The sequence below is a fragment of the Bradyrhizobium sp. ISRA464 genome (assembly GCF_029910095.1).
Classification (GTDB): domain Bacteria; phylum Pseudomonadota; class Alphaproteobacteria; order Rhizobiales; family Xanthobacteraceae; genus Bradyrhizobium.
Window position 1 is genome coordinate 713,098 of sequence record NZ_CP094526.1, and the last position, 16,342, is coordinate 729,439.

The following is a 16,342-nucleotide window of genomic DNA, read 5'->3' on the forward strand; positions in this document are numbered from 1 at the left end:
ACAACCCACCGACCGGGCCATATCTCTGACCCATTGTGTCAACGGCGATAGCGCTTATTTTGCTGCGTTTTTGGCCGTTGAACCTTGGATGGCCTGTTTCCCACTCAATTGGCGGATCAGTCCCCGGTTCGGGGCTCGACCCGCAGCGCGTCACGGTGAGTTGACAGGCGATTCGGTGGACCATTTCTGGCTGTAACGCAAGACCGAAGAACAGGAATTACGCATGATCGGCGCGCTCGCCCGCAAGTTTTTCGGCTCCGCCAACGACCGTCGGGTCAAGGGATATCAAGCCCGCGTCAACGCCATCAACGCTTTGGAGCCCGAGCTCGTCAAACTCACCGACGAGCAGCTGAAGGCCCGCACCGCCGAATTCAAGCAGCAACTCGCCAACGGCAAGACGCTGGACGACATCCTGGTTCCGGCGTTCGCGACCGTGCGCGAGGCGGCCAAGCGGACGCTCGGCCAGCGCCATTTCGACGTCCAGCTGATCGGCGGCATGGTACTGCACGAGGGCGACATCGCCGAGATGAAGACCGGTGAAGGCAAGACGCTGGTCGCAACCCTTGCGGTCTACCTCAACGCGCTCGCCGGCAAGGGCGTCCACGTCGTCACCGTCAACGACTACCTCGCCCGCCGCGACTCCGGCTGGATGGGCCAGATCTATTCGTTCCTCGGGCTGACCACTGGTGTGATCGTGCACGGCCTCGACGACGCCGAGCGCAAGGCGGCCTACGGCTGCGACATCACCTACGGCACCAACAACGAATACGGCTTCGACTATCTGCGCGACAACATGAAGTACCGCCTGGACGATATGGTCCAGCGCGGGCACTATTACGCGATCGTCGACGAAGTGGACTCGATCCTGATCGACGAGGCGCGCACGCCGCTGATCATCTCCGGCCCGCTCGACGACCGCTCCGAGTTCTACAACACCATCGATTCCTTCTTCCCCAAGCTCGACAAGTCCGACTACGAGGTTGACGAGAAGCAGCGCACCGTGACGCTGACCGAAGGCGGCATGGAGAAGATCGAGACCCTGCTGCGCGACGCCGGCCAGCTCAAGGGCGACTCGCTCTACGACGTCGAGAACGTCTCCGTCGTGCACCACATCAACCAGGCGCTGCGTGCGCATACGCTGTTCACGCGCGACAAGGATTACATCGTCCGCGACGGCGAGGTCGTGATCATCGACGAGTTCACCGGCCGCATGATGCCGGGCCGCCGCTACTCCGAAGGCCTGCACCAGGCGCTGGAGGCGAAGGAGCACCAGCCGGTGCAGCCGGAGAACCAGACGCTCGCCTCGATCACCTTCCAGAACTATTTCCGGATGTACGAGAAGCTGTCGGGCATGACCGGCACGGCCGCGACCGAGGCCGACGAATTGTTCGACATCTACAAGCTCGAGGTGGTGGAGATCCCGACCAACCTGCCGGTCGCGCGCCTCGACGAGGACGACGAGGTCTACCGCACGCAGGGGGAAAAATATGCCGCGATCCTCGCCGAGATCGAACGCGCCAACAAGCGGCTGCAGCCGGTGCTGGTCGGCACGGCGTCGATCGAAAAGTCGGAAGTGCTCGCCGAGTACCTGAAGAAGCACGGCTACAAGCAGATCGACTTCACCTCCCAATCCGGCATGGAGAAGCTCTATGTCGCCGCGCGCGCCGGCAAGCCGGCCAAGCTGTTCGCGGTGCTGAACGCGCGCTTCCACGAGCAGGAAGCCTATATCGTGGCGGAAGCCGGCGTGCCGGGCGCGATCACGATCGCGACCAACATGGCCGGCCGCGGCACCGACATCAAGCTCGGCGGCTCGCTCGAGATGCGGATCCAGCAGGAGACCGCCGGGATCACCGACGAGGCCGAGAAGGCCACCAGGATCGAGCAGATCAAGGCCGATATCGAGCGCTTCCGCGAGATCGTGCTGAAGGCGGAGGAAGACGTCGAGGTCGAGCCCGCCAAGGGTTCCAAGCCGGCCAAGACCGTGAAGAAGCCGGGCGGCCTCTACATCATCGGCTCCGAACGTCACGAATCCCGCCGCATCGACAACCAGCTGCGCGGCCGCTCCGGCCGTCAAGGCGACCCCGGCCGCTCGAAATTCTTCCTGTCGCTGGAAGACGATCTGATGCGCATCTTCGGCTCCGACCGGCTCGACAGCATGTTGCAGCGGCTCGGACTGCAGGAAGGCGAGGCCATCATCCATCCCTGGATCAACAAGGCACTCGAGAAGGCGCAGCAGAAGGTCGAGGCGCGCAACTTCGACATCCGCAAGAACCTGCTCAAGTTCGACAACGTCCAGAACGACCAGCGCAAGGTGATCTTCGATCAGCGCGTCGAACTGATGAGGGAGGACAGCGTCGCCGAGACTGTGGCCGACATGCGCCATGCCTTCGTTGAGGACGTCGTCGCCAAGCACATCCCCGAGCATGCCTATGCCGAGCAGTGGGACACCGCCGGGCTGAAGGACGAGCTCAAGCGCGTGCTCGATGTCGATCTGCCGGTCGACGAATGGGCCAAGGAAGAGGGCATCGCCGACGAGGAGCTGCTCGCGCGCATCGAGAAGCATGTCGACGAGCACATGGCGGCCAAGGTCGCGCAGTGGGGCCCCGACGTGATGCGTTACGTCGAGAAGACCATCCTGTTGCAGACGCTGGACCATCTCTGGCGCGAGCATCTGATTATGCTCGATCATTTGCGTCAGGTGATCGGCCTGCGCGGCTACGGCCAGCGCGACCCGTTGCAGGAATACAAGACCGAGGCGTTCAACCTCTTCCAGGAGATGAGTGCGCATTTGCGCGAGGCGGTCACCGCGCAGTTGATGCGGGTCGAGATCGTGCCGCCGGAAGAGCCGCCGCAGCCGCTGCCGGCCATGGAAGTGCACAAGCTCGATCCGAACACCGGCGAGGACGAGATGGCGTTTGCGCAGGCCAATTTCGCCCAAGCCAATTTCGCCCAGGCCTCGCTGGTGCCGAAGACCCCGGCCGCCGACCGCGATCCGAACAACCCGGCAAGCTGGGGCAAGGTCGGCCGCAACGAGGACTGCCCCTGCGGCAGCGGCAAGAAGTTCAAGCACTGCCACGGCCGGTACGCGTAAAGCTCGATAATCCCTGATCGAGATCGGTCGCGAGTTGATGTCGCCTCTCCCGCTTGCGGGAGAGGCGGTCGCATATCCTGATTATGTTCGGCGTTCGGTGTCGGCGGTTTGGTTAGTCCACCCACAAACTCGTCATGCCCGGGCTTGTCCCGGGCAGAAAGACGTGGATGGCCAGGCATAGGCGAGCGGAAGCGACGCCGTCCTTCAGACGGCTGTGCCCGGCCGTGACGACGCGGAAACGTCAGCGCAGATTTCCTGATCAGCCCGCAAAAGCCTTGTCGAGATCGGCGATGATGATCTTCTTCATCTTCATCATGGCCTGCATGGCGCGGTCGGCCGCCTTGCGGTCGGGGTCGCCGAGGTAGCGGCCGAGCGCGGTGGGCACGACCTGCCAGGACAGGCCGAATCTGTCCTTCAGCCATCCGCAGTTGGATTCCTGGCCGCCGTCGGCGGTGAGCCTGGTCCAGAAGTAGTCCACCTGCTCCTGCGTCTCGACGCTGATGAAGAACGACACCGCCTCGTTGAACTTGAATTTCGGGCCGCCGTTCAGCGCGTGGAAGCGCTGCCCCTCGAGCTCGAAGCTCGCCATGAAGTCGTTGAGGGTCTCGATCCTGGCGTTGGGGAACACCGATTTGTAGAAGGCGACGGCCTCGCGGACGTTGTTGTCGAGCCAGAGGAACGGCGTGATCGAAGTCATGAATGATGGTCCTCGTTAACTGGATCAGGTGGGCCGGAACCTTCGCGCGGGAGGCGGGAAGGCGGCGCCTGCGAACGGGGCCCAAGGCGGGCAGGTGGCTCCGTTCGTGCGCGCTTGTCCGAGGACGAACCGGCCGGCGCGCTCCCGACAGGAAGCCGGGCCTTTTTGATGGTGCGGACCGTCGTGTTGATGGCGCCGCCCCGGGGGGATGCAAGTGGATTGTCGCTTGACCCATATAGGGTACCCCCCTATCTTAGGCTATCATGACGCACACCATCAAGCACAAGTCGAAGCTGATCGGCCGGATCAGGCGTATCAAGGGGCAGATCGAGGCGGTCGAGCGCGCGCTCGAATCCGAACTCGGCTGCGCCGACGTGCTGATGCTCGTCGCCTCGGTCCGTGGTGCGGTGAACGGCCTGACGGCCGAGCTGCTCGAGGAGCACATTCGCCATCACGTCGTTGATCCTGCGCACGAGAAGGATTCCGCGAAGGCGCAAGGCGCGGCTGACCTGATCGACGTGGTCCGCACCTATCTGAAGTGACGCGATGATCGGCCTTTCCGAACTCCTGCAGCAGGGCTCGGCCCATGCCTGGCTGTTCGTGCCGAGCGCGATTCTGCTCGGTGCGTTGCACGGCATGGAGCCGGGCCACTCCAAGACGATGATGGCGGCGTTCATCATCGCGATCCGCGGTACCGTGCTGCAGGCCGCCCTGCTCGGCCTGTCGGCCGCGATCTCGCACACCGCGATCGTGTGGGCGGTGGCGCTCGGCGGCCTGTATTTCGGGCGGCAATGGAACGGCGAGCAGAGCGAGGCCTACTTCCAGGTCGCATCAGCCGTCGTGATCATCGGCATCGCCGCCTGGATGGCCTGGCGGACCTGGCGCGAGCAGAATGGCGATGACGACCACCATCATCACCATGATGAAACGCAACGCATCGAGCTCGGCGATGCCGTGCTGACGCTCGCGATCTTCGAGGACGGCGTACCGCCGCGCTGGCGAATTGAAGCCGAACAGGGCGCGTTGCCATCGCCCGAAGCGGTCATTGTCGAGACGCAACGGCCCGACGGAACGACGCAGTCGTTCGCGTTCGCGGCCAAGCAAGGCTTCCTGGAAAGCCTCGACGAGATTCCCGAACCCCACGCGTTTCGGATGCGGTTGTCGCTGTGCGGACGCGGCAAGGTGTTCGAGGCCGCCTTCGAGGAGCACGACCATTCGCACATGAACCTGGGCGACGAGGACGACGCGCACGCCCGCGAGCATGCGGCCGACATCCGCAAGCGCTTTGCCGGGCGAACCGTGACGACGTGGCAGATCGTGCTGTTCGGCCTGACCGGCGGCCTGATCCCGTGCCCGGCGGCGATCACGGTGCTGTTGCTCTGCATCCAGCTCAAGCAGCTCAGCCTCGGCTTCACGCTGGTGCTGTGCTTCGGGATCGGCCTTGCGATCACCATGGTCTCGGCCGGCGTGCTTGCCGCACTGAGCATGCGCCACATCGAGCGGCGCTGGTCCGGCTTCAGCTGGTTCGCGCACCACGCGCCTTACGCATCGGCGGTGCTGATCATGTTCGTCGGACTCTACACCGGATGGCTGGGCTGGAGCGCGATCTAGCGCGTCGCGCGCTCAGCCGACGCGAATAGCGGGCGGCGTCAGTTGGCGCTGCCGATCAGGTTTTCCAGCAGACGCTTGAGCTCGTTGGTCGACTTGCCGCCGTAGCTCTCGACGATGTGCTCCTCCTGGCTCATGGCCAGCGAGTTCAGCCGGCGGCTCAGCGCCTTGCCGCGATCGGAGACGAACATCAGCACCTTGCGGCGATCCTTGGGATCCTGGACGCGGTAGACCAGGGCATCCGACACCATGCGGTCGATCATCTTGGTCAGGGTCGGATGGTTCAGCAGCACCGCCTCGGCAAGCTCGCCCATCGAGTGCCCGTTGCCGTCGGACAGAACCTTCAGGATGCGCCACTGCTCGACCGGCACGCCTTCCTTGCTCAGGCGCGTCTCCAACTGCCGGTTGATCTCCCTGTTCGCTTGCGCGAGCAGGTAGGCGAGATGTTCGGTGATCGGGGAATTTTCTTTCGGCGGTTTGGCCACGGCTACGATCTGGGATCCTGACCCGGTTGAATGAATGTCCGGCAACGCATGCCATTTCTATATGCACTTCAATTATTGAATATTCAATATTTTCACCTAGGATATTCCCCCAACCAAAGGGGCGGTAGCCGCGGACCGCCCGGCTGGCTGCGTTGCGTTGTGCTTCCCAGACAGGAGTTGGCGTGCTTTCGACGGTTGCTTTCCAGGCATATGGCGGTCTACCCGTCGCGCCGCCGCTGCTGTTCAGGGATCCGTCGTCATGCGCGGCCGAGCTCGACCTGTCGGCCACGAGGCAAGGCTCATCCCGACGCCGCAGCGCGCACAGCAAGCTCAAGGTCGGCAATTTCATCACCTTCTCCGGCTCGCCGGGAATCTGGGGCCCGAGCTCCACCAACAGCGTCCTGCTCGCGGTCGCCGAGATCAACAAGCGCGGCGGCATTCTCGGCCGCGAGATCGAACTGTCGATGTACGATGCCGGCGGCCCGATCGAGGAGGTGGCGCGCCGCGCAGAAGCTGCGATCCTCTTCGACGAGGTCGACCTGATCATGGGGTCGCATATCAGCGCGGTCCGTGTCGCCTTGCGCAGGGTCACCCGCAACCGCGTCCCCTATGTCTACACGCCGGTCTATGAGGGCGGCGAACGGACGCCGGGTGTGATGGCGATCGGCGAGACCCCGCGCTGGCAGATGCGGCCGGCGATTCATTGGCTCGCGGATGTCAAGAAGGCGTCGCGCTGGTACCTGATCGGCAGCGATTACGTCTGGCCCTGGCAGTCGCATCGCGCGGTGAAGTCCTATATCGCCGAATCCGGCGGCCAGGTCGTCGGCGAGGAATTCGTCCCGCTCGGCGAGGACCATCATGAGCCGCATCTGGCGCGCATCCGCGCGGCGCAGCCGGAAGTCGTGCTGATCTCGCTGATCGGCACCGACAGCATCACCTTCAACCGCGCCTTCGCCGAATCCGGGCTCGCTGCCACCACGCTCAGATTCGCCGGCGCGATGGACGAGACCGTGCTGCTCGGCATCGGCGCCGACAACACCGAGAACCTGTTCTGCGCCTCCGGCTATTTCGCCTGCGTCGGCTCGCGCGCCAATGACGACTTCATGGACCTCTATCGCGGGATGTTCGGCCCGCATGCGCCGCCGATCGGCTCGGTCGGCCAGTCCAATTACGAGGGCCTGCGCTTCCTGGAGGCGGCCGCCGAACGCGCCGGAACCCTGGCGATGGAGCCGTTGTTCGCGGCCGCGCGCAACGTCGTCTATCGCGGTGCACGCGGGCCCGTCGCCATCCGCAACGGCCGCGCCGAAATGCCGATGTATCTCGCCGAGGCCGACGGTCTCGATTTCAAGCTGGTCAAGGCGATCTGAAAGACGGCATCATGGCCCGCAAGAGGGCGAGTGCCGCAGTTGCCGGCGGAACGTCCCGGGCCCCTGATGCCAGACAGGAGAGGGTGTGCACGCGACGGTCAATTTCCAGGCGCGCAGCGGTCTTGCCGTTCCGCCGTCCCTGCTGCTGCGGAACCTGTCGGCGCCGCCGGCCGATCGGCCGATGTCGCCGAGCGATCGCGCCGTGTTCCGGCAGCGCGGGGCGGACAGGCGGCTTCGCGTCGGCGCCTTCATCTGCTGCACCGGCTCGCCCGGCGTCTGGGGACCGGCTGCCACCTGCAGCGCGCAGCTAGCGGTCGCCGAGATCAACAAGCGCGGCGGCATCCTCGGCCGCGAGATCGAGCTGTCGATCTATGACGCCGGCGGAACGCTGGACGAGGTGATCGACCGCGCCGAGCAGGCGATCGCCTTCGACGGCATCGACCTCATGATGGGGCTGCACACCAGCGCGGTCCGGGTCGCGCTGCGCAAGGTGACGCGCAACCGCGTGCCCTATGTCTACACGCCGCTCTATGAAGGCGGCGAGCGGACGCCGGGCGTGATGGCGATCGGCGAGACGCCGCGCTGGCAGATGCGGCCGGCGATCCACTGGCTCGCCGAGGCCAAGAAGGCGTCGCGCTGGTATCTGATCGGCAGCGATTATGTCTGGCCCTGGCAGTCGCATCGCGCGGTGAAGGCCTATATCGCCGAATCCGGCGGCCATGTGGTCGGCGAGGAGTTTGTTCCGGTCGGTGAGGACAACCATGCGCCGCATCTGGCGCGAATCCGCGCGGCGCGGCCCGACGTCGTGCTGATCTCGCTGATCGGAACCGACAGCATCACCTTCAACCGCGCCTTCGCCGAATGCGGCCTCGGCGCCACCACGCTGCGCCTGGCCGGCGCAATGGACGAGACCGTGCTGCTCGGCATCGGCGCCGACAATTCCGAGGGCCTGTTCTGCGCTTCCGGCTATTTTCCGTCGGTCGGCTCGCACGCCAATGACGACTTCATGGATCGCTACCGCGCGATGTTCGGTCCCTACGCGCCGCCGATCGGCTCGGTCGGCCAGTCAAATTATGAAGGGCTGCGCTTCCTCGAGGCCGTGGCCAACCGCGCCGGCTCGCTGTCCATGGCGCCGTTGTTCGCGGCCTCGCGCAACATTGTCTATGGCGGCGCGCGCGGACCGGTTATCATCCGTGATGGCCGTGCCGAAATGCCGATGTATCTTGCCGAGGCCGACGGTCTCGACTTCAAGGTGATCCGGACGGTCTGAATTTCTTACCTCTCCCGCTTGCGGGGGAGGCCGTATTGCAGCGCAGCTGCAATACGGGTGGGGGTCTCTCCACGGAATAGCTCGCGGCGACACCCCCACCCCAACCCTCCCCCGCAAGCGGGAGAGGGAGCTACGAAATAATACTTGAAAAGGAAAATATTTCCGTTTTGAATAGTGCGGCGGGGTGGACGGTTCGCGCGCAACCAGCGCGCCCCACGCCTCGCGCCCAGGGGAATCAAGAAGCCTAAGGAGAGCGCCGTGACCGTCGTCCTTCCCACGCCAATGCAACTTCGCGCCGTCGCCGAGCAATGCGGCCTGTCACTGACCGATGAGGACGTGGCCTCGTTCCGCGGCCTGATGCAGGGCTCGATCGATGCCTACAATCTCGTCGCCGCGATGCCGGACGAACTGCCGGAGGTGAAGTACCCGCGCACGCCGGGCTATCGCCCGTCGCCCGAGGAAAACCCGCGCAACGCCTGGTACCGCAAGGCGACGGTGAAGGGCGCGTCCTGCGGCAAGCTCAAGGGCAAGACGGTCGCGCTGAAGGACAACATCATGCTGGCCGGCGTTCCCATGACGAACGGCTCGTCGACCCTGGAAGGCTATGTGCCCGATTTCGACGCCACCATCGTCACCCGCATGCTCGATGCCGGCGCGGAGATCGCCGGCAAGACCCACTGCGAACACTTCTGCCTGTCCGGCGGCAGCCACACCGGCTCCTACGGGCCGGTGCACAATCCGCACAAGATGGGCTATTCGGCCGGCGGCTCGTCGTCAGGCTCGGGCGTCGTCGTCGCGCTTGGCGAGGTCGACATGGCGATCGGCGGCGACCAGGGCGGCTCGATCCGCATGCCGTCCTCGTTCTGCGGCACCTACGGCATGAAACCGACCTGGGGGCTCGTGCCCTACACCGGCATCATGCCGATCGAGATCTTCGTCGACCACACCGGCCCGATGACCGCGACGGTGGAAGACAACGCGCTGCTGCTTGAGGTCATCGCCGGCGACGACGGTTACGATCCGCGCATCAAGGCGCCGAAGGTCGAGCAGTACACCAAGGCGTTAGGGGCCGGCGTCACGGGCATGAAGATCGGCATCCTCCAGGAAGGCTTTGAGCAGCCGAATGCGGAAGCCGCGGTGAGTGAAAGCGTCCGCGAGGCGGCCAAGCGCTTCAAGGATCTCGGCGCGTCGGTCGAGACCGTGTCGATCCCGATGCACATGATGGGTCCCGCGATCTGGACGCCGATCGGCACCGAAGGCCTGACCCAGACCATGATGTTCGGCGACGGCTACGGCCTCAGTCGCCCCGACCTCTATTCGACCTCGCTGATGGATTTCCATCGCGGCTGGCGCCGCCAGGCCGACTCGCTGTCGGAGACCGCCAAACTGTTCATGATGCTCGGCACCTACATCAACAACAATTTCGGCCCGCGCTTCTACGGCAAGGCACTCAACATCTCCCGGCGGCTGACCGCGGCCTACGACAAGGCATTCAAGGATTACGACCTGCTGCTGCTGCCGACGACGCCGATGAAGGCGACACCGCTTCCGGCGCCCAATGCCAGCCGCGAGGAGTATGTCGCCCGCGCGCTCGAGATGATCTCCAACACCGCACCGTTCGACATAACCCATCACCCCGCGATGTCGCTGCCCTGCGGCATGGTCGATGGGCTGCCGGTCGGGTTGATGCTGGTCGGCCGCATGTTCGAGGAACAGACCATCTACCGCGCCGCGCATGCCTTCGAGCAGAGCGGCGACTGGAAGACGATGTGAGGCACCGCTTGTCGCTGTCAAAGGCCGGATGGATCGGACCCCATGGCTAGCAGCTTTGCCGCGGCGTTCGAGATCGTGAGCTTCGGCGCGATCATCGTGCTGGTCGTGCTGGGGCTCGGCATCATCGCCAGCATGATGGGCATCTTCAACTTCGCGCAGGGCGAGTTCGTCCTGCTCGGAGCCTATGTCACATATCTGGCATCCGCTCACGGCGCGCCGGTCTGGGCCGGCATGGTCGCCGCGCCCTTCGTCGTCGGCGCGCTCGGCTTCGTGCTGGAGGCGTTGATCATCAGGCGCTTCTACGCCGCGCCGATCGTGGCGATGCTCGGCACCTATGCGCTCGGCCTGATCATCCGCGAGGCCGTGCGCGGTCTGATCGGCGGCTTCTACCTCACGGTGCCGGAGCCGATCGGCGGCTCGATCGACCTCGGCTCGGTGCACATCTCGACCTGGCGCTTCACCATCATCGTGGTCACGCTCGTGGTGATGGGCGCCTGCTATCTCTTGCTGGCGCGCACCTCGTTCGGGTTACGCGTGCGCGCCACGCTGGAGAACCCGGCGCTGGCACGGGCGTCCGGAATCTCCACGCCGTTGATCTACGGCGCCACCTTCGCATTCGGCGCGGCGCTGGCGGGGCTCGCCGGCGCGCTGATCGTGCCGGTGTTCAGCCTGTTCGCCGATCTCGGCATCCGCTTCCTGATCCAGGGCTTCGTCGCCGTCATGGTCGGCGGGGTCGGCTCCTTCATCGGGCCGGTCGCCGGCGCCGGCGTCATCGGCACGCTCAGCGCCGCGCTGCCATGGATCATGTCGCCCGTGGTCGCCGACGTGCTCGTCTTCGTGCTCGCCATTGCCTTCATCAAGTTCAGGCCGCAGGGCCTCATCTCGGGAAAAGGGGTCTAGTCAGATGTCCATGGATCGCAGCCATCTCACCCGCCGCCGCTTCATGAGCAATTTCGCCTTCGCCACCGGCGCCATCGCGACCGGCGTCGGAAGCTGGGTGGTCAGGCCGGACTGGGCCAACGCCGCCGAGGGCCCGATCAAGGTCGGCATCGCGACCGACCTTACCGGACCGATCGCCTATGCCGGCAACGCGGATGCCAACGTCGCCAAGATGGTGATCAAGGAGATCAACGCGGCCGGCGGCCTGCTCGGCCGGCCGCTCGAGCTCTATATCGAGGACACCGCGTCGAACGAGTCGGTCGCGGTCGGCAACGTCCGCAAGCTGATCCAGCGCGATAAGGTCGACATGGTGCTGGGCGGCATCACCTCGTCGATGCGCAATGCGATCAAGGACCCGATCGTGGCGCGCGGCAAGACGCTCTACATCTATCCGCAACTCTACGAGGGCAAGGAGTGCACGCCCTATCTGTTCTGCACCGGGCCGACGCCGGCGCAGCAATGCGACGAGTTCATTCCCTGGCTGATCAAGAACGGCGGCAAGAAGTTCGCGCTGCCGAGCGCCAATTATGTCTGGCCGCACACGCTCAACGTCTATGCCCGCAAGGTGATCGAGGACAATGGCGGCGAGGTCGTGTTCGAGGAGTACTACCCGCTCGACCAGGTCGACTTCTCCGCGACCGTCAACCGCATCGTCTCCAACAAGGTCGACGTCGTCTTCAACACGGTGATCCCGCCGGGCGTCGGTCCGTTCTTCAAGCAGCTCTATGAAGCGGGCTTCCTCAAGAGCGGCGGCCGGCTCGCCTGCGTCTACTATGACGAGAACACGCTCAACATAAACCAGGCCAACGAGATCGAGGGGCTCGCGAGCTGCCTCGACTATTTCAAGGTGTTGACCAAGGACGATCCGGTCAGTGCCAGGATCCAGGCGGCCTATGAGAAGGACTTCCCGGGCAACTTCCTGTTCGCCGCCGGCAGCGCCGCGACCGGAACCTATCGCGGCCTCAAACTCTGGGAGGCGGCGGTAAAGGAGGCTGGCAAGGTCGACCGCGAATCCGTCGCGGCGGCGCTCGATCACGCCAAGATCGTCGAGGGGCCCGGAGGACCCGCCGAGATGGTGCCGGGCAAGCGCCACTGCAAGATGAAGATGTATACTGCCGTCGCCAAGAACGGGACCTATGAGGTCGTGGCGCACAGCAACGGCCTCGTCGATCCCAAGGAATGCTGAGCGGCAGATGGCAGCAGCAAAGCAAGCCGTCGCCCGCCTCAGCGAGGGACCGGATGTCGTGACGGGTGAGAGTGCACCGGCCGCAGGCGCGCCGGCGGGACGTGGCGCGGCAGCACGGCAGGTGCTGCCGATCGTGGAAGGGCTGGTGCTGCTGATCGCACTGCTCCTGCCGCTGGTCCTGCAGGATTACCTGACGGTGTTCGCCACCCGCGTGATCATCCTCGCGCTGTTCGCGCTGTCGTTCGATCTGGTGTGGGGTTACGCCGGCATCATGAGCTTCGGCCAGGCGCTGTTCTTCGGCGCGGCGGGCTATGGCGTGGCGCTGATGGCGCGCGATCTCAACATCACCTCGATCTTCCTGATCCTGCCGGCGGGGACGCTGATCGGGCTCACCGCGGCGCTGCTGCTCGGCGGTTTCCTGCTGCTCGGGCGGTATCCGGCGAGCGTGATCTTCGTCTCGCTCGGCACGCTCACCGGATCCTATGCGGCGGACCGGCTGGCGCGCGGCTGGTACTATCTCGGCGGCCAGAACGGCATCCCCTCGATCCCGTCGCTGTCGCTCGGCTCGACCGACATCTCGGAAGGTCCGGTCTATTACTATCTGGCGCTCGGCATCCTCGCCGTCGTCTATCTCCTGTGCCGCTTCCTGGTGCGCTCGCAATTCGGGCTGGCGCTCGCGGGCTTGCGCGAGAACGAGCAGCGCATCGCCTTCTTCGGCTACAAGGCGCAGCATCTGAAGGCGATCGTGTTCGCGATCGGCGGCGCCATCGCAGGGCTCGCCGGCAGCCTCTATGCCTTCCACGAGGGCTTCGTCTGGCCCAACATCCTGGGCGTCGTGTTCTCGACACAGGTCGTGCTCTACGTCCTGTTCGGCGGCTCCGGCACGCTCATCGGTGCCGTCATCGGCACTGTGATCATCGAGGGCGTCAGCTTCTGGCTCTCGGACAATTACCGCGACATCTGGCCGATCATCCTCGGCGTGCTGCTGCTGCTCGTGATCATGTTCCGCCCGCTCGGGCTGATCTCCTTCGTGCTCGGTGAGCGCGAGAGAGTCGGCCGTTTCGGGAAGGCGCCGAAGGGGACGCACAATGCCGCTCCTTGAGGCGTCAGGCATCAGCAAGGTGTTCGGCAAGCTCACCGCGCTCGACGATGCCGGCCTGACCGTCGCCGAGAACGAGTTTCACGGCCTGATCGGCCCGAACGGCTCGGGCAAGAGCACGCTGATGAAATGCGTCGCCGGCGCCGAGGTGCCGACCGCGGGCAAGGTCAGCTTCATCAATGCCGACATCACGGCGTTCACCCCGACCGAGCGTGCCCGTGCCGGGATGAGTCTCAAGTTCCAGATTACGTCCGTGCTGCCGACTCTGACGCTCTACGACAACATCCTGCTGGCGCTGCAGGCGCAGTCGTCGCTGGTCGATCTGGTGTTCTCGCGGACGCGCCGGCGGCTGCACGACCAGGTGATGACGTTGCTGCAGCAGTTTCGTCTCGCCGATCGCGCCTATGACGCCGCCGCGACCCTGTCGCACGGCCAGCAGCAATGGCTCGAGATCGCGATGGCGCTCGCCGGCCGGCCGCGGCTGTTGCTGCTGGACGAGCCGACCGGCGGCATGAGCCTCGAGGAGCGCCGCGTCACCGGCGAGCTGTTGCAGCCGATCAAGCAGCATTGCTCGCTCGTCATTGTCGAACACGATCTGGATTTCATCCGCGACATCTGCGACCGCCTTACCGTGCTCGACCAGGGCAAGGTGCTGGCGACGGGAACGGTCGCGGAGATCCAGAGCAACAAGAGCGTCCAGGAGATCTATCTGCGCCGTGCCTGACCAGTCATTCCTCGATATCAGGCATCTCGACGCCGGCTATGGCCGGAGCCAGGTGCTGTTCGACGTCAACATCGACATTCCCTGGCGCGGCGGCGTTGCCGTGCTCGGTCGCAACGGCGCCGGCAAGACCACGCTGATGAAGACCATCGTCGGCGAGCTTTCGAGCTCGAAGGGCGAATTGTTCTTCGACGGCCGCGACATCACCCGCCGCCGCACCGAGGAGCGCGTGCGCTCGGGGATCGGCTACGTGCCGCAGGAGCACTCGGTGTTCGCGCGGCTGTCGGTGCGCGACAACCTCGCGGTCGGCTCGCTGTTCAACTCGGATGCGCGCGCGGTCGACCGCGTGCTGGCGATTTTCCCGAAGCTCGGTCAGCGCCTCGACCAGCCGGCCGGCACGCTGTCCGGCGGCGAGCGCAAGATGCTGGCGATCGGCCGCGCCATGCTCGGCAATCCCAAGCTGTTGTTGCTGGACGAGCCGACCGAAGGCGTCTGGATCGGCGTGATCGAGGGGATCACCGATCGGCTGATCGAACTCGCCAAGGAGATCTCCGTCGTCATCGTCGAGCAGCACCTCGATCTCGCGCTGCGCGTCGCCGACTACGCCTACGTCCTGGACCGTGGCCGCATCGCGCTGCAGGGCGCGGCCAGCGAGGTGCGCAGCAATCCCGAGCTGCTGCGCTATCTCGCGCCGTAGCGCGGCGTCGCCGCGATGACGCCTCAAGCTCATCGCGTCGCGCTTCAATGCGACGACGAGGTCCCGCCCACGCGCTCGACCAGGTGCGCCCGTGAGGGCGAAGGGGCAAATGCATCGGCGAAATACTGCGTTTCGTGGGCGACCAGTCCGTCGCGGAATTCCATGATGCTCACCATGTAGGATGGCCTGTCGTCATAGGTGAGGATGTATTCCGTCACCCAGAGGTCGCCGCCGCCGATCATGCGCTGGATCGTGAAGCGTTTCCTGTTCGGCTGGACTGTCCGGCTCTCCTGGATGTTGCGCCGGCCATGGATCCGCTCGCCCGATTGCGGATAATCAAGCACCGCATCCTCGCGGTAGATTTCATGTTCGCGCTCGAAGTCGCTAGCGTCCGAAGCATCCCAATGGCGCTGCAGCGCCATCCGCACGGCTTGATCATCCATTGCAATTTCCCGGCTGTGCTTCCGGCAGCATTTCACGACCGTTCATGCAGAATCGGCAAGGGCAATCTGAACTTGAAAGATGGCCCATGCAGCGAGGTCGATCGCTCGTTCCTACATCATTCTGGCGCGCGTACTCCGGCTCCCTTCGTCATCCCGGGGCTCGCTAAGCGAGAACTACGATGCGCAATTGCGCATCTGAGAATCCATGGATAAATGGCTTCTAGGCTCGACGCTACGCGTCGCCCGGAATGACAGTGAGGTGAGCACGCTGTTCAGGCTCCCTCCCCCTTGCGGGGGAGGGTTGGGGAGAGGGGTAAGCCCCGGGCGAGATGATCGTGGGAGCTTCGCTTTCCCAACCTTGATCGCATGTCGTTAATCGCACATTGAGAGGCGTCGTGTGGCCACCCCTCTCCCTAACCTCGAGAGCGAGCTTCGCTCGCCTCGGACCCCCGCAAGGGGGGAGGGAACCCTTCCGCCGGTGGCTGCCTGACAGGCCAATCACTGACTTGCCCGACGTGGCAAGACCCTCATGCAAAAATATTTCTGTTTTACAGAAATGCAACTCAGTCTATGATCCGCCCGTCTCACCCGCTTGAGGGGCGCTTCGCGATCGTCACGAGTGTTGGGTCGGGATGCGGTGGACGCGGAGTGCGCAACTGACGAGTGCGCATGAGGCGGACGGTGAAGTCGTGTGGTTCCGACGCCCCAGTGGCAGGTGTCTCCTCGCAAGACGCGGAACGCGTCTTTGCGAAGACGGTGACAAAAAAGCCAAGTCTCGCCGGGGAGAGCACGAAGTAAGCCGTAAAACCATCGCGCAGGGAAAGCCGGATTGCTCCGGTTTCACCTGTGGTCCTACCTCCCGTGCTTTCCATTTGCACGGGACCCATGGGTGCGATCGGCACCCGGCTTTCCCTGCGCCCTCTGTTCAAAGAGAGGGTGGGAAGACAAGCAAGACTCGGACGCAAC

General features: G+C 64.7%; 14 protein-coding genes. 11 read left to right on the forward strand and 3 right to left on the reverse strand.

Annotated elements, in window-relative coordinates:
- Window positions 1-223 precede the first annotated feature (223 nt).
- Window positions 224-3,091: a preprotein translocase subunit SecA gene (gene secA, locus MTX19_RS03345; RefSeq protein WP_280982431.1), complete on the forward strand. Its 2,868-nt coding sequence runs from the start codon at window positions 224-226 to the stop codon at window positions 3,089-3,091.
- Window positions 3,092-3,350: 259 nt separating this feature from the next.
- On the opposite strand, the gene MTX19_RS03350 is transcribed toward secA, so the two are convergent.
- Window positions 3,351-3,788 (reverse strand): VOC family protein, encoded by a 438-nt coding sequence (locus MTX19_RS03350; protein WP_280982432.1) that lies wholly within the window; start codon window positions 3,786-3,788, stop codon window positions 3,351-3,353.
- Between the two features lie 263 nt (window positions 3,789-4,051).
- On the opposite strand from MTX19_RS03350, the gene MTX19_RS03355 reads away from it, so the two are divergent.
- Window positions 4,052-4,330 carry a metal/formaldehyde-sensitive transcriptional repressor gene (locus tag MTX19_RS03355; RefSeq protein ID WP_280982433.1) on the forward strand — a complete coding sequence of 93 codons (279 nt, stop codon included), beginning with the start codon at window positions 4,052-4,054 and terminating at the stop codon, window positions 4,328-4,330.
- Between the two features lie 4 nt (window positions 4,331-4,334).
- The gene (locus MTX19_RS03360; protein WP_280982434.1) at window positions 4,335-5,399 is read left to right on the forward strand and encodes a sulfite exporter TauE/SafE family protein; all 1,065 of its coding nucleotides are present in this window, start codon (window positions 4,335-4,337) and stop codon (window positions 5,397-5,399) included.
- A 38-nt stretch (window positions 5,400-5,437) separates the two neighbouring features.
- On the opposite strand, the gene MTX19_RS03365 is transcribed toward MTX19_RS03360, so the two are convergent.
- Window positions 5,438-5,881 carry a MarR family transcriptional regulator gene (locus MTX19_RS03365; RefSeq protein WP_280974451.1) on the reverse strand — a complete coding sequence of 148 codons (444 nt, stop codon included), beginning with the start codon at window positions 5,879-5,881 and terminating at the stop codon, window positions 5,438-5,440.
- Window positions 5,882-6,063: 182 nt separating this feature from the next.
- On the opposite strand from MTX19_RS03365, the gene MTX19_RS03370 reads away from it, so the two are divergent.
- From MTX19_RS03370 to MTX19_RS03405, 8 genes are all read left to right on the forward strand, one after another.
- A complete protein-coding gene (locus MTX19_RS03370; RefSeq protein WP_280982435.1) occupies window positions 6,064-7,248 on the forward strand; it encodes a substrate-binding domain-containing protein in 1,185 nt (394 codons plus the stop codon).
- A gap of 85 nt (window positions 7,249-7,333) precedes the next feature.
- Window positions 7,334-8,518 (forward strand): substrate-binding domain-containing protein, encoded by a 1,185-nt coding sequence (locus tag MTX19_RS03375; RefSeq protein WP_280982436.1) that lies wholly within the window; start codon window positions 7,334-7,336, stop codon window positions 8,516-8,518.
- Between the two features lie 258 nt (window positions 8,519-8,776).
- Entirely contained in the window at window positions 8,777-10,291 is a 1,515-nt protein-coding gene (locus tag MTX19_RS03380; RefSeq protein ID WP_280982437.1) for an amidase, read from the forward strand.
- Between the two features lie 42 nt (window positions 10,292-10,333).
- Window positions 10,334-11,191, forward strand: coding sequence for a branched-chain amino acid ABC transporter permease (locus MTX19_RS03385; RefSeq protein WP_280974447.1), 858 nt, complete (start codon window positions 10,334-10,336; stop codon window positions 11,189-11,191).
- Window positions 11,192-11,195: 4 nt separating this feature from the next.
- The gene (locus MTX19_RS03390; RefSeq protein WP_280982438.1) at window positions 11,196-12,416 is read left to right on the forward strand and encodes a substrate-binding protein; all 1,221 of its coding nucleotides are present in this window, start codon (window positions 11,196-11,198) and stop codon (window positions 12,414-12,416) included.
- Window positions 12,417-12,423: 7 nt separating this feature from the next.
- Window positions 12,424-13,518 carry a branched-chain amino acid ABC transporter permease gene (locus MTX19_RS03395; protein ID WP_280982439.1) on the forward strand — a complete coding sequence of 365 codons (1,095 nt, stop codon included), beginning with the start codon at window positions 12,424-12,426 and terminating at the stop codon, window positions 13,516-13,518.
- Entirely contained in the window at window positions 13,505-14,239 is a 735-nt protein-coding gene (locus MTX19_RS03400; RefSeq protein WP_280982440.1) for an ABC transporter ATP-binding protein, read from the forward strand. The genes MTX19_RS03395 and MTX19_RS03400 overlap by 14 nt, the downstream gene beginning before the upstream one ends.
- Complete coding sequence (locus MTX19_RS03405; protein ID WP_280982441.1) at window positions 14,232-14,933, forward strand: ABC transporter ATP-binding protein; 702 nt, start codon at window positions 14,232-14,234, stop codon at window positions 14,931-14,933. The genes MTX19_RS03400 and MTX19_RS03405 overlap by 8 nt, the downstream gene beginning before the upstream one ends.
- Before the next feature lie 44 nt (window positions 14,934-14,977).
- On the opposite strand, the gene MTX19_RS03410 is transcribed toward MTX19_RS03405, so the two are convergent.
- Complete coding sequence (locus tag MTX19_RS03410) at window positions 14,978-15,376, reverse strand: nuclear transport factor 2 family protein (protein ID WP_280982442.1); 399 nt, start codon at window positions 15,374-15,376, stop codon at window positions 14,978-14,980.
- Window positions 15,377-16,342 lie beyond the last annotated feature (966 nt).